The 13,015-nt window shown below is 60.7% G+C and carries 16 protein-coding genes and 1 tRNA gene; 10 read left to right on the plus strand and 7 right to left on the minus strand.

The features are described 5' to 3' along the window. The first annotated feature begins 148 nt into the window (after positions 1 to 148). Positions 149 to 460, plus strand: a complete 312-nt coding sequence (locus FHT69_RS02520) for a hypothetical protein (RefSeq protein ID WP_132572653.1) — start codon at positions 149 to 151, stop codon at positions 458 to 460. A 676-nt stretch (positions 461 to 1,136) separates the two neighbouring features. Here FHT69_RS02520 and FHT69_RS02525 read toward each other — a convergent pair. After that, a tRNA-Ile gene (locus tag FHT69_RS02525) sits at positions 1,137 to 1,212 on the minus strand. A gap of 201 nt (positions 1,213 to 1,413) precedes the next feature. On the opposite strand from FHT69_RS02525, the gene FHT69_RS02530 reads away from it, so the two are divergent. Beyond that, positions 1,414 to 1,782 (plus strand): response regulator, encoded by a 369-nt coding sequence (locus FHT69_RS02530; RefSeq protein WP_047611029.1) that lies wholly within the window; start codon positions 1,414 to 1,416, stop codon positions 1,780 to 1,782. A gap of 101 nt (positions 1,783 to 1,883) precedes the next feature. On the opposite strand, the gene FHT69_RS02535 is transcribed toward FHT69_RS02530, so the two are convergent. The 3 genes from FHT69_RS02535 to FHT69_RS02545 all read right to left on the minus strand — a co-directional run bounded on the left by FHT69_RS02535 (position 1,884) and on the right by FHT69_RS02545 (position 3,969). After that, the gene (locus FHT69_RS02535; RefSeq protein WP_028756001.1) at positions 1,884 to 2,075 is read right to left on the minus strand and encodes a hypothetical protein; all 192 of its coding nucleotides are present in this window, start codon (positions 2,073 to 2,075) and stop codon (positions 1,884 to 1,886) included. Continuing rightward, positions 2,072 to 2,737, minus strand: a complete 666-nt coding sequence (locus tag FHT69_RS02540; protein ID WP_183904871.1) for an acyl-homoserine-lactone synthase — start codon at positions 2,735 to 2,737, stop codon at positions 2,072 to 2,074. The genes FHT69_RS02535 and FHT69_RS02540 overlap by 4 nt, the downstream gene beginning before the upstream one ends. Before the next feature lie 506 nt (positions 2,738 to 3,243). Continuing rightward, the gene (locus FHT69_RS02545) at positions 3,244 to 3,969 is read right to left on the minus strand and encodes a LuxR family transcriptional regulator (RefSeq protein ID WP_168334177.1); all 726 of its coding nucleotides are present in this window, start codon (positions 3,967 to 3,969) and stop codon (positions 3,244 to 3,246) included. A gap of 123 nt (positions 3,970 to 4,092) precedes the next feature. On the opposite strand from FHT69_RS02545, the gene FHT69_RS02550 reads away from it, so the two are divergent. After that, complete coding sequence (locus FHT69_RS02550) at positions 4,093 to 4,287, plus strand: hypothetical protein (RefSeq protein WP_018242928.1); 195 nt, start codon at positions 4,093 to 4,095, stop codon at positions 4,285 to 4,287. 708 nt (positions 4,288 to 4,995) lie between these two features. Here the strand turns inward: FHT69_RS02550 and FHT69_RS02555 are convergent. Both FHT69_RS02555 and FHT69_RS02560 read right to left on the minus strand, forming a co-directional pair. Then, positions 4,996 to 5,235, minus strand: coding sequence for a DUF2934 domain-containing protein (locus FHT69_RS02555; protein WP_028755998.1), 240 nt, complete (start codon positions 5,233 to 5,235; stop codon positions 4,996 to 4,998). Positions 5,236 to 5,259: 24 nt separating this feature from the next. Then, positions 5,260 to 5,466 carry a hypothetical protein gene (locus FHT69_RS02560; protein WP_028756342.1) on the minus strand — a complete coding sequence of 69 codons (207 nt, stop codon included), beginning with the start codon at positions 5,464 to 5,466 and terminating at the stop codon, positions 5,260 to 5,262. A 357-nt stretch (positions 5,467 to 5,823) separates the two neighbouring features. Here FHT69_RS02560 and FHT69_RS02565 point away from each other — a divergent pair, with 357 nt between their 5' ends. Next, the gene (locus FHT69_RS02565; RefSeq protein WP_028756343.1) at positions 5,824 to 6,207 is read left to right on the plus strand and encodes a hypothetical protein; all 384 of its coding nucleotides are present in this window, start codon (positions 5,824 to 5,826) and stop codon (positions 6,205 to 6,207) included. Between the two features lie 169 nt (positions 6,208 to 6,376). Further along, entirely contained in the window at positions 6,377 to 6,790 is a 414-nt protein-coding gene (locus FHT69_RS02570; RefSeq protein WP_028756344.1) for a DUF4174 domain-containing protein, read from the plus strand. Positions 6,791 to 6,854: 64 nt separating this feature from the next. On the opposite strand, the gene FHT69_RS02575 is transcribed toward FHT69_RS02570, so the two are convergent. Beyond that, positions 6,855 to 7,565, minus strand: coding sequence for a GntR family transcriptional regulator (locus tag FHT69_RS02575; protein WP_047611771.1), 711 nt, complete (start codon positions 7,563 to 7,565; stop codon positions 6,855 to 6,857). A gap of 267 nt (positions 7,566 to 7,832) precedes the next feature. On the opposite strand from FHT69_RS02575, the gene FHT69_RS02580 reads away from it, so the two are divergent. The 5 genes from FHT69_RS02580 (at position 7,833) to FHT69_RS02600 (ending at position 13,012) form a co-directional block, all read left to right on the plus strand. Further along, positions 7,833 to 8,921: an ABC transporter ATP-binding protein gene (locus tag FHT69_RS02580; protein ID WP_028756346.1), complete on the plus strand. Its 1,089-nt coding sequence runs from the start codon at positions 7,833 to 7,835 to the stop codon at positions 8,919 to 8,921. A gap of 53 nt (positions 8,922 to 8,974) precedes the next feature. Continuing rightward, complete coding sequence (locus tag FHT69_RS02585) at positions 8,975 to 10,273, plus strand: PotD/PotF family extracellular solute-binding protein (RefSeq protein ID WP_183904872.1); 1,299 nt, start codon at positions 8,975 to 8,977, stop codon at positions 10,271 to 10,273. Between the two features lie 256 nt (positions 10,274 to 10,529). Continuing rightward, the gene (locus FHT69_RS02590; RefSeq protein WP_028756356.1) at positions 10,530 to 11,444 is read left to right on the plus strand and encodes an ABC transporter permease; all 915 of its coding nucleotides are present in this window, start codon (positions 10,530 to 10,532) and stop codon (positions 11,442 to 11,444) included. Between the two features lies 1 nt (position 11,445). After that, positions 11,446 to 12,267 carry an ABC transporter permease gene (locus FHT69_RS02595; RefSeq protein ID WP_047611022.1) on the plus strand — a complete coding sequence of 274 codons (822 nt, stop codon included), beginning with the start codon at positions 11,446 to 11,448 and terminating at the stop codon, positions 12,265 to 12,267. A gap of 1 nt (position 12,268) precedes the next feature. Continuing rightward, a complete protein-coding gene (locus tag FHT69_RS02600) occupies positions 12,269 to 13,012 on the plus strand; it encodes an aspartate/glutamate racemase family protein (protein WP_028756354.1) in 744 nt (247 codons plus the stop codon). Positions 13,013 to 13,015 lie beyond the last annotated feature (3 nt).

Consider the following 13,015-nt stretch of genomic DNA (forward strand, 5'->3'; position numbering starts at 1 on the left):
AAAAATTCGGGAACCTCGTGTCAAAATTCCAAAAAATCACGTCCGCCGAGCCGAAGGAAGTTCAACGGCCGGTGTTTTTCTGAGAAGCGCGCGTTCATCGGAGGTTAATCCTTGTTAACCCAGAATCGAAGCCTGAAAGGATGATCCGATGAAGATGCTTTTTTCGTCACTTGTAGCCATTGTCTTGTCTGCATCGTTCGCCCTGCCGCTAAACGCCACGCCGATTGTCGTGCCGAACGCAGCACAACTGCACACCCCAGACGTCGAGCAGGTCAAACACCGGAAACATGGGAAATGGCATGCAAATCGCCACTGGAAACAGCGATACGCCCACCGCGACTGCAGGTATTATGGCTCGTGCTACCGTCCGCGGTATTACGGTCATCGCGACTATTACGGCTATCGCGACGATTACTCCTATCGTCGTCGGTCAGGAGTGACTGTGTATTTCGATTTTTAGTCGGCACTGCCACGGGCGCCAACCTATAAAAAGAAAGGTCGGGCGAATGCTCGCGCCGACCTTTCTTTGATTGCATCGCACGGTGCCAGTACATCCGTGGTCACCAGCAAAAGCTATCCGATAGATTGAATTTATGCGCCTCGTGAATTTTCGCAAGGATTAGGGGGCTGCTGATTTAGAGCTAGGCAGGGGGCGCAATAACCGCGGTACGACGAGAAGTACGACACGCGCTCTGAAGTGCGCTAGTTGCTCGGCCGATCCGTCCAGTCGATCATCGCGGCGGCAGCAAAACGGAAGCCCTACCATAGCGCGCCGTCAGCCTTACCAACCGGCGGCTATTGACCAACATGCCCTGTTTGCGTGGCCGCCGCGGCTTGTGTCGGCATAGGCGCCACTCTGCTCGATCATATGGTTGGACAAGGTGCTATGCCCTGTCCGCGAAAGGCCGGAGCCTCGATCGCCGCAAAAAAACGGTGCGACTAGCGATCAGCTCAAGGCAATATTCGGATGGTTACACCCGCGCAGCACGTCGCAAGAAGCTAGCCGGAGACGGCGCCAAGCTCCTCTTGCCGGATCGGAACGAGAACTAAAATGTCTAACTCGGTGGGTCTAAGCTTGAAAGCTGGGACCTTGAACGCAAATATATGCAGGAAAAATAGGATCTTAGAGAGTTGAATGGTGGGCCCGGAGGGACTCGAACCCCCAACCAAGCGGTTATGAGCCGCCGGCTCTAACCATTGAGCTACAGGCCCTTGGCGCCGGGTGTCCGGCGCTTGGGTGCCGGGGCAATGGTTCCCGCGGCACGGGTTCCGCTCTAACGCAAATCGGGAAGAGCCACAAGCGGAGAGCGCACGCATCTGTGGACGATGCATATTTCGTGGGCAGCCACTGGAAGCTTCCCGCGCGGACCACAGTTATTCAAGTGACGTTCCGCATGAAAAGGGCGATCGCAGATGGTGGCTTTGAACAGTGCCGTGGTGCTCATCGTGGAGGATGAGCCGCTCATCCGGTTCAATATCCTCGATGTGCTGGAGGATGTCGGCCATGTGGCGCTGGAGGCGGCGAATGCCGATGAGGCGCTGGTGGTGCTGAAGGGCAGGCAGGATGTCGATATCCTGTTCACCGACGTCAACATGGCCGGCTCGATGGACGGCCTCCAGCTTGCCAATCGGGTGAGGGCGATGCGGCCGAACATCGGCATCATCATCACCTCTGGCATGGTGCGGCTCGATCCGATGGCGCTACCCGCCAATACCGCTTTCCTGCCGAAGCCCTATATGCACGACACGCTGATTTCGACGATCAATTCCCTGATGACGTAGTAACACCGCGCAGCCGCAAAACGGGGACTGGTCTTGCGGCTGCGCGCGAGGCGCCGGGAGACATGGCTCGTCTTCAGGCACGGCGGAGGGGAACAGCGCCCTCAGCTGAAGCTGCTCTTCAGCGCCTCGTTCTCGTGATGGGCTTTCTTCTCGTAGATCGTGAACAGCGCCATCGAGAGGAGATAGGAGAGGAAGGGATCCCCTATCTGCGTAGCGAGGTCGCGGGATGCGAGAACATGGCGTTCCAGCGCGCCGATATCCTTCTGCGTGGCGGTTTCAGCGAGGCGGTTCATGCTGCCATCTCCAGGAATTGGGTCACGACCGAGCGAGCCGGCACGTGCCTGACATAAAGGGGTAGGGTGAGGCCGAGGGCGGCGCGCATCTTGCGCAGCACGCGGTCCGATACTTCGAAGGCGCCGCAGCAGACGGGATATTTGCCGTAGCCGTCGGCGCGGCCGAGTTCGTCCACTTCGGCGCCGGCGCGCTTGTAAACGCGCTTGAGGTAGGGCTCGTAGTTGGAAATCATCGTATGGATGCCGTGATCGAGCGCGCATTCGCAAAGCGCAAGCAGCATCATGGAGAAGGCGCGGCCGGCATCGATGCCGGGGAAATCCCGGGCGATCGCCTCTTCATCGATGCACATCCGCGTGCCTTCCCAGATGCCGGGAGCGATGAGATCGGCGGCATCGGGAAAGGTCTCGCGGAACACGTCGTAGAGAAGAGTCGGGCCCGTCGTCGGCATCAGGCGCATGCCGCCATAAAGACGGGTGCGGCTGTCGTTGCACCAGACGAGATAGGCGGGAGCCAGCGAATCGTAGCTGTCGCGTTCGTAAGGGCCGATGACGGGCACGTCCCAGCCGAGCGTATCGGCGAACACCTTCTTGCGCAGGCGAAACATCTGGTCGAGTACGGCAGCGTATTTCTGATACTCATGTGCCTGAATGATAACGAACATTTTGCCCTCCAGCGTTTTCAAGTTCGTGGAAGGCAGAATGGTTCAGGCGGGCCGGATCGGAAATTCCCTCAGATGGGCCCCCTCAGATGAGGGGGGCAGAGCCTGCCGCGCAAAAGTGAGATTTTGCGATCACGACATGCGCCAACAAACGAGCTAGAGCTTTTCCTGGTCAGCTTGAAGCATTCTGCCGGAGCAGGTTTTCGTCAGGGCAGGGGCGATTGGCGAAGGGCATACCTCTTGGTACGTCCGAGCCGATCGCCTCTGCCCCGGCGTAGCGATGCCCGGCCCACCGGCCGCACTGCTTCGCCATGCGAAGCAACAGGTGCGTCCGGCGATTCTAAACTCCCGCAGATTTGCCAGGCAAATCTGCGGGAGGGTTGGCTGAAACGGGCCGGCTGATCGACCGGCCGGCTTGGCCGTAGAGCCGGGCTACGCCGCGCGCCGGCCGGTCGACCATCCGACTCCGTTTGAGCCAACAGAATGCTGCAATCTGACCAGGAAAGGCTCTAGGGATTGATGATGCGCAATTGCACGGCCCGCGAGGCGGCGGCCGAGATCGTCGCGCAGCCGAGCTTGAAGCGGGCGGTCTTCAGATAATCGCGCGTGGTGTGCTCGGATATGCCCAGGATGACCGAAATATCCTTGTAGTCCTTGCCGAGCGCCGTCCAGTGCAGGCACTCGATTTCGCGCGGCGACAGTGCCGGCACCGGATCGTTCTCGCCATGCAGCTCGTAGACGGCCTTGCGGTGGATCAGATGAGCGATCTCGAGCCATTCGTTGCGGCAGCGGCGGACGAGTTCGGCCCATTGGTCAGCCGGTATGCGGGCATTCATCGACAGGAGGGCGCGGCGCTGCGCCTTGTCGGCGACGGGAATGGAGTAGCCGTTGCCGCCGATGCCGTGCTTCTGGGCGTCGACCAGCATGGCATAGGCCTCCGGCGTCGGCTCGACCTCGCTCCAGTCGAAGGGCAGCTGGCGTTCGAAGCCCTCTTTGACGATCGGATCGACCTTCACATAGCTGTTCAGGAGGTAGCGGGAGACCCAGGCATCCGGATAGGTGGTGCGCACGAAGGGCGAATCGATCTTGCTGGCGATGGTCTGGGCGAGATGGTATGTGACGAAATCGAGGCCATATTCCGCCTGCAGAATGCGGATCGCGGCATCCACATTGGCCGCGGCCTTGATCTGTTCGAAAGCGGACTCGAACTTTTCGCTATAGGTATTCTCAATCATTTCCACTGCCCCAATTCCCTCAATCCTACCGCGAGGGCCGTCATAAATACAAGGCATCCCCACATATGCGGGGAATGACAATTCGGGTCCCATCTGCTAGCGCCTGTCATGAGGAGACCTCATATGGACAGCAAGAGACCATTCGAGATTGCCGAATGCCAACAGGCCGCCAAGGGCCTGAAATCCAGCTGGCAGGACATGGCAGGCTCCGAAGCGCTGATCCGCGCCCTCGTTGCCGAACGCAACGGCGACAGGCCGCTGGCACTGTTCTGGACCGAGGTTCACCGGGCGCTCTGCCAGGAAACCAACGCTTTCTGACGATCGGCCTTCCCGAACGGCTCAGCCTTTTCTCCGCAATTCAGGCATGACACCCACGCCGGCCGGCAGGCAAATCCCACAGCATTTCTGCTCTGCAAAACTGCCGATGAATACGTCTTCATTCATGTCGTGATTCGATTTGGCGGTGAAAGGATCGGACTTTGCGTTCTGGATCTATGGTTAAGAAATCCGCATTATTTCATCGACTTGTTTCGAAACGATTGATGGAGACTTTGCGGAGGGAGCGATGATGTTTGTGGAAACGGTTGCGCTGTGCCGTCGCTGACGCTCTCTTGCGAAAGGCAAGCCGAGCCCTCTTTCCATCCTGAAGCGCCAGGGCCTCGAGAGAAGCAAGGCCGGCTACCGGGGTCCCGCTCCGGCAATGGAGCGGCCGCAGCACCCATCCCCCGTCCTTCGAGGCTCCGGCCTTCGGCCTGCGCATCTCAGGATGAGGGTTGATTGGTGTGTAGCGTGGCTAGCGGCTGATCGGCGGCCGTGTGGCAGGCGGGCGATCGGTATGCCGTGTGGTGCTGAGTGGTGCCGTGCAGAGTCTGGCTTGCCGTTCTGCTCTCCGGGGAGGCAAGCGGCGACGCCTCTCCCCCTCATCCTGATGCGCGCCGCAGGGGCCTCTAAGGACGAGGCCACCACGGAGGGCTCCGGCAATGGACGAGCGCTGCCGAACGGCTGAAGCCGGCTTGGGATAGGGGGTCAGCCGACCATTGTGGAAGGATTGACCCAGTCTTGACGCGGCATTTCGGGCTGCTGCGATCTCGGGCGAAACTTCACCAGCACCTCGCGGCCATCGGAAGAGGCCTTCGTGCGCTCAAGCGCATCGCGTTCGGCAACCGCCTGGCGCCAGTGTTCGTCGTCGCGGCCAATGGGCCGGCCCTGTTCTTCCCAGATCGCGTAAGCTCTTTTGCTGATCCATTCGTGGCGTCTGTCGCTCATCTATCCATTCCACTCGTCAAAGTGTTATTCGGCAATTCTGTCCGGCAGAACCGGCGACCGGCGTTTGGCTGCCATCAGCAGGTCGAGTTCGATAGAGGAGGGCCCGAAACGGGTGAACAGGCTTTCGGCCTGATCGCTCAGCAGGCCATATTTGGAAGCGAATTCATCAAGGCTATAGGGGCGGCCGCGCAGGATTCTGCTTCGGCGCTCCGGCTCACGGATTTGCGTCATTGGTGATAACCCCAGACTGTTTTGCGAATTATGAGAACAAAACAAATTACAACGACAAAGGTTCCGTGATTTTTCAGGGTTTTTTCGCCTCGTCGTACCGTTTTGGGGCGCCTGAATGCGGGTGGCACGAATTTTCCAAAAGGGTGTCGCCTGAGAAAATTTCGCCTAAAAAATGCAAGAATTTCAGCCGGTTATGAAATTGGCTTTCGCGGCGGCCGATAAATGGCTTTATCCCCGGCACGTTACTCTATAGAATCAATCGTGTTATTCGGTCCGCAGGGGCAATATTTTCCGTTCCCGCGTTGATGCCGACCGATACCGGAGGACTTGGCTTCAATCCAACAAGAGGAGACAGACATGATGAATGCACTGCCGCCACTTCATAACGGCCACGCGCCGTTTACCCTCCAGCAATTGTTCCGCGAAGCGCTCTATGCCTTCGAGGAATGGGATAGCGAATTGACCGAGCCGATCGTGACCCACGAAGGACGGATCATCCCCATCAGCTTCGTTTTCGAAGCCATGCGCGAATGCACCGACATCGTGCCGATGAATATCGTCGGCGCCGTCACCGAACGGCTGACCAAGCCGTGGGAGGGCGAAGGCCCGCTCGACCAGATGACCTTCTCGACGGCGGCACGCGTCATGCGCGTGCTGGTGCGCAAGCGCCTTCTCGCCAACGGCACGGCGGATCTCGTCGCCGTTTCGGCCCACGCGGCCGAAGACCAGAGCCGCGACTGACAGGACGAGGATCGCGGCCATGGCTGCGATCCTTTTCCGCTTTTCGGCGGAACCTCGCTCATCCCCAGCCGTTTAGTCGGCACAGCCCGCCACTACGGCGCCTCGCGTCTTCGGACGCGCAATTCTGTACGCGCAATTCTGTAGTGATGACGGCCGAGGAACGAGCATCATGCTGAAATCCATCGTTCATGAAATCATCGGCGCATCCAGGCATGAGCCGGAGCTTCCGCAATCGCTGGAGCAGTTTCGCGACAGGAAGCGGGTATTGATCATCTTCGCCGACGCGCAAGACGACCGTCCAATCATTCAGGACGAATGGCTGCGCAAGGCGCAAATGCGCCTCATCGAGGAAGACGTCGAGGTATTCACCATTGCCGGCGGCGGCGCGTTCGCGCTGTTCGATGATGACTGGGAGCTCGATGCCGACGATATTCGCGCGCGGCTGCAGGGACCGCCGGCCGGTGAGTTCGGCCTGATCCTGATTGGGCGCGACGGAACCGTCCGACTGCGGTCGAGCGAGCCGCAAACCGCGGAGGAAATTTTCGCGGCCTTCGAGACGCTGCCGAAGGAGACACCCTGGTAAGGCTTCAGCCTTCGGTCTGAAACGAAAGCGGGGGTGGCGAAAGCTGCGCTCCCCCTTTGCGTGTTCAGAGCTCGAAGGCTTCCTTGAGGCCGAGGCTCTTGCGTTCGCGCAGATCGAGGTCGGCCTCGATATGGGCGATATGATGCAGCATCAGCTGGCAGGCGCGGTCGAGTTCCTTGACTTCGATCGCCGAAATGATGTCGCCATGTTCGGAGTGGCCGCAGCTCGATGCGGTCGACTGGCCATAGAGCGCAATGACGAGGGATGAGCGGGCAACGAGTTCCTCCATGAAGCGCTGCATGATCGCATTGCCGGATATTGCCGCCAGCGTCAGGTGAAAATCGCCCGATGCCTTGATCTCGGCTCGGCGCGCCGTCTGGCCGCGCTCGCTCATGAGGCGGCCTTCTTCCAGCAGCAGCTGTCTCAGATGGGCGATGTCATCCGGCGTGATCCGGGCGGCTGCCTCGCGCAATATGCCGGGTTCGACGAGCCGGCGGGCGGAAAAGATCTGGCGCGCCTCATCCGGCGAGGGATAAGCGACGAAAGCGCCACGGTTCTTCTCGACGCTGACGAGGCCTTCATAGGAGAGTGCCTGCAGGGCGGCGCGGGCAAGCGTGCGGCTGACATTGAAGAGATTGCCGACATCGCTTTCCGAAAGCTTGGTACCGGGCGAGAGCCTGCGCTCGACGATCGCTTCGCGAATGGCATCGCGGATCTGTTGCGCGCCGGTCTCGGCGGAGTCGTCGGCCTGCTGAGCCTTGGCAGCGGATTTCATGAAATCGATTTCCTGATGGTCGGCAAACCATATCCGTGTTCGCGGCAAAAGTTAAATAGAATTTGTGCCCGAAGTGACGCTGAAATTGTATACGATCTTTTGCACAAATCGCGCACGATAGCCTAAATCGTGAGCAGATGCGGTTCTGCCTATAATTCGCCCTTGAAACTTCTGTTGATATAAAATCCTTATTTCGCAACGGTTTGATGCAGAAAACTGCATTTGGCACGGCAGATGCATCGTCTTTTTCGAACAGGGGAAGGCATGATGTCGAAAGCGGCAGAGATCGATATAGTATCCGTTTCGAAGGTCTATGGCGCGACGACGGCCGTCCATGCGATCAGCCTGAAAATTCCGGCCGGCTCCTATTGCTGCTTCCTCGGCCCGTCGGGCTGCGGCAAGACCTCGACGCTGCGCATGATCGCCGGCCACGAGAGCATTTCGTCGGGCGATATTCGGCTCGGCAATGTCGTGGTCACCGACTTTCCGCCGGCCAGGCGTGGCACGGCGATGATGTTCCAGTCCTACGCGCTGTTCCCGCATCTCGACCTGATCGACAACGTCGCCTTCAGCCTGAAGATGAAAGGCGTCGACAAGCAGGAGCGGCGGGCGAAGGCGCGCGAGATGCTCAAACTGATGCAGATGGAGGCCTATGCCAGCAGGCGTCCGGCCCAGCTTTCCGGCGGCCAGCAACAGCGCGTGGCGCTGGCGCGCGCGCTGATCACCGATCCGGAAGCGCTGCTGCTCGATGAGCCGTTGTCGGCGCTCGATCCGTTCCTGAAGATCCGCATGCGCGCCGAACTGAAGAAGCTGCAGAAGTCGCTCGGCATCACCTTCGTGCACGTCACCCACAGCCAGGAAGAGGCGATGGCGCTCGCCGATGTCATCGTCATCATGAATGACGGCCGGATCGAGCAGGCCGCAGCACCCCGCGAGGTCTTCGAACGGCCGGCGACGGCCTTCGTCGCGCGCTTCATGGGCGATCACAATGTGCTGTCCGGCCAGGTGACATCGAGCGAAAACGGGGTGCTGGTCATGACGGTGCCGGAGGGGCAGAGCTTTTCCGTGCGCGGGACGGGCAGGGAGGTCGGCGAGCGCGTCGATATCGGCATCCGCACCGATCGCGTGCGCCTGCAGGTGGCGACCGAATGGACGCTCGGCTTCAACGGCATCGTCTCCAACATCGAATATCGCGGCTCTTCCGTGAAGATCACCGTTATCGGCGCCGGCAGCGACGATTTCACCGTCATATCAGACGACGGCGACTATTTCGCCCGGCCGGTCGCCGTCGGCGACACCGTCGCGCTCAGCTGGGCGCTCGAGGATGCCGTGCTTCTCGGCCGCTCCTCGGCGTGAGCCATCACCATCAAGAACCATGAACCTTCCATATCAAGAAAAGGGGAACTGACATGACGACTGAAACGACATCGACCAAGGCGGAGAAGGGTCTGTCCCGCCGCACACTGCTGAAGACCGGCGCTGCCGCCGTCGGCGCCATCGCCGGCTCCGGCGCTATCACCGGCTTTCCGACAATCTGGGCGCAGACGAACATCACGCTTCGCCAGTTCGGCACCGGTGTTTCCAACATCAACGCCATCGCCGAGAAGTGCAAAGCCGATCTCGGCATCACGCTGGAGATGACGGCGACCGATTCCGACGCCGCCGCCCAGCGCGCCGTCACCCAGCCCGACAGCTACGACATTGCCGATATCGAATACTGGATCGCCAAGAAGGTGTTCCCGACAGGCGTCCTGCAGCCGATGGACGTCAAGAAGCTGAAATATTACGACAAGATCGTGCCGCTGTTCATCAACGGCAAGCTGAAGCCGGAAAGCGTCATCGCCCAGGGCACGGCGCCGCACACGGTCGGCTTCGTCGAGGCTCCGGGCGCCAAGACCTTTGCCAAGGAATCGACGCAGTGGATGACGATGGTTCCGACCATCTACAATGCCGATACGCTCGGCATCCGCCCCGATCTCGTCGGCCGCGATATTTCGAGCTGGGCCGACATCATGGATCCGAAGTTCAAGGGCAAGACTTCGATCCTCAACATCCCGTCGATCGGCATCATGGATGCTGCGATGATCATGGAGGCTATGGGCAACATCAAGTATGCCGACAAGGGCAACATGACCAAGGAAGAGATCGACAAGACGATCGAATTCCTCATCAAGGCCAAGGGCGACGGCCAGTTCCGCGCCTTCTGGAAGAGCTTCGACGAATCGGTCAACCTGATGGCATCGGGTGAAGTGGTCATCCAGTCCATGTGGTCGCCGGCCGTCGCCGCCGTCCGCTCCAAGGGTATCGCCTGCAAGTATCAGCCGCTCAAGGAAGGCTACCGCGCATGGGGCGGCGGCCTCGGCCTTGCCTCGCACCTCAAGGGCGCGCAGCTCGATGCGGCTTACGAATATATCAACTGGTACACGTCGGGCTGGGTCGGCGGCTACCTCAACCGCCAGGGCTACTATTCCGCCTGCATGGAAACGGCCAAGAACTTCATGACAGCCGACGAATGGGGCTACTGGATCGAGGGCAAGCCGGCACAGGGCGATATCCTGTCGCCCGAAGGCAAGGTCATGGAAAAGGCTGGCGCCGTTCGCGACGGCGGAGCCTTCGAAGCCCGCATGGGCGCGGTCGCCTGCTGGAACTCCGTCATGGACGAGGACCGCTACATGGTCCGCCGCTGGAACGAGTTCATCGCTGCGTAATGCGATTGCCGTTTTCCCCTCCTCAACCCTCCCCACAAGGGGGAGGGAGTCCGGAGGCGGTGCGGCAGAGAACTCCCTCCCCCTTGTGGGGAGGGTTGGGGAGGGGTCTTTTTTGAGCCCTCCCTGTCGGAAAGCAGGTGGCCCGGACGCCGCCGCGATTCTCTTCTCCCCCAGCGGGGAGAAGGTGCCGGCAGGCGGATGAGGGGGTGGCACGCACCTTCGTTCCACTTGACGTAATCAGAACGGAGAACCGGATATGGCGACCATCGCAGCGGAAACGGAGGAGGACGGTCAGGGCGCGCGCGGCGGGCGTGGACTGAGGCTCTCCCCATCGGCGATATCCTATCTCCAGGCGACGCCGCTGTTCGCCATTCTCGGCTTCTTCTTCCTGCTGCCGATCGCCATGATCGCGGTCGTCAGCTTCTGGGACTACGATTTCGCCGGTCTCTACCCCGATTTCCTCACCATGAACTATACCGACACGCTCGGTTCGTGGGTGACGTGGAAGACCTATCTCAACACGTTGAAATTCACCGCGATCGTCTGGTCGCTGACGCTCGTCATCGGCTTCTGGGTCGCCTATTTCCTGGCCTTCCACATCCGCAAGACCTCAACGCAGATGATCCTCTTCCTCGTCTGCACCGTGCCGTTCATGACGTCGAACATCATCCGGATGATCTCGTGGATCCCGGTGCTCGGGCGCAACGGCCTGGTCAATTCGGCGCTGATCAAAATGGGCATCATTCCGCAGCCGATCGAATGGCTGCTCTATTCCGATTTCGCCGTCGTGCTCGCCATGGTGCATCTCTATACGCTGTTCATGGTGACGCCGATCTTCAACACGCTGATGCGCATCGACCGGTCGCTGTTCGAGGCGGCGCGCGATGCCGGTGCGTCGGGCTGGCAGATATTGTGGAACGTCGTCATTCCGCTCGCCAAGCCCGGCATGGCGATCGGCACGATCTTCGTCGTGACGCTCGTCATGGCCGACTTTTCGACGGTTCAGGTGATGTCCGGCGGCCAGAGCGCCTCGGTGGCGCTGATGATGAAGAACCAGATGTCGCTGCTGCAATATCCGGCAGCGGCCGCCAATGCCGTGGTGCTGCTCGCCGTCGTGCTCCTGATGGTCGCGGCCATCCTGCGCGTCGTCGACATCCGCAAGGAGCTTTGAGATGAACCACGAAAAACGCGGCCTGCAATTCTATCTGCTGGCGATCTTCTTCATCATCTTCGTACTGTTTCTCTACGGCCCGCTTTCGGCGATCCTGATCCTCTCCTTCCAGGGACCGGACGGCGGCCTGACCTTCCCGATGAACGGCGTTTCCACCCATTGGTTCTTCAACCTGTTCGAGAAGCAGGCGGTCGGCGATTTCGGCGCCTCGTTCCGCCGTTCCTTCACCCTCGGGCTGATGGTGATGGCGGTGACGGTCGTCGTGTCGCTGCTTGCCGGGCTTGCCTTCCGCCGCCGCTTCCGCGGTTCGACCGCGCTGTTTTACGCCACGGTCGCAAGCCTCGTCGTGCCGTCGATCATCATCTCGCTCGGCATCGGCGTGGTCTTCCAGCAGGGAGGGCTGAAGCCCGCCTGGTATTCGTCGGCCTTCGGCGCGCATCTCACCTGGACGCTGCCCTTCGGCGTGCTGATCATGTTTGCCGTCTTCAACCGTTTCTCGCCGGCTTACGAAGAGGCGGCGCGCGATCTCGGCGCCAGCTCCTGGCAGACGTTCCGCCATGTCGTGCTGCCGATGATCGCGCCAAGCCTGATCGGCGTCGGCTTGTTCGGCTTCACGCTCTCCTATGACGAATTTGCCCGCACGCTGATGACCTCAGGCAGCTACAACACCTTGCCGCTCGAAATCTACGGCATGACGACCAACGTCACGACGCCGGTGCTCTATGCGCTCGGCACGGTGACGACGCTGTTTTCCTTCACCATCATTCTCATCGCCCTCGGCATCATGATGATGCTCAGCCGGCGGCAGGCAAAGATAAACTGATATGCGCATCCTCATCGTCAATCCGAACACAACGGCCTCCATGACCGAGAAGGCCGCGACCGCCGCGCGTGCGGTGGCAGCCTCCGGCACGGAGATCATCGCCGCGACGTCGCGCATGGGGCCGGTTTCCATCGAGGGACATTACGACGGCGCGCTGGCGATCCCCGGTCTGCTCTCTGAACTCCAGGAGCGGCAGGCGGTCGGCTATGACGCGGCTGTGATCGCCTGCTTCGACGATACCGGGCTCGAAGCGGCACGGAGCTTTGCCGATGTGCCGATCCTCGGGCTTTGCGAATCCGCCGTGGTGACGGCAGGATTCCTGGCGCAGCGCTTCACCGTGGTGACGACGCTGGAGCGCTCGCGGGTGCTGATCGACAATCTCGTGCGCCGCTACGGCATGGGCGAGCGCGCCAAGGTGCGGGCCTCCGACATCCCGGTGCTGGAGCTGGAAGATGCGGCCTCGGGCGCAATCGGCAAGCTCAGGGCCGAGATCGAGCGGGCGCTTTCAGAGGACGGCGCCGAGGCGATCGTGCTCGGCTGCGCCGGCATGACCGATCTGGCGCGCGAGCTGCAGGAGATCTACGGCGTGCCGGTCGTCGACGGCGTTGCGGCCGCCGTCAAGCAGGCCGAGGCGCTGGTGTCGCTCGGGCTTTCCACCAGCAAGCGCGGCTCCTATGCCTCGCCGCTGCCGAAGCCCTTCAGCGGGGCGATGAGCGGTTTTGCGCCAGTCCGGAAAGCCGGCTGAGCC

Source organism: Rhizobium sp. BK008 (assembly GCF_014197345.1).
Taxonomy (GTDB): domain Bacteria; phylum Pseudomonadota; class Alphaproteobacteria; order Rhizobiales; family Rhizobiaceae; genus Rhizobium; species Rhizobium anhuiense.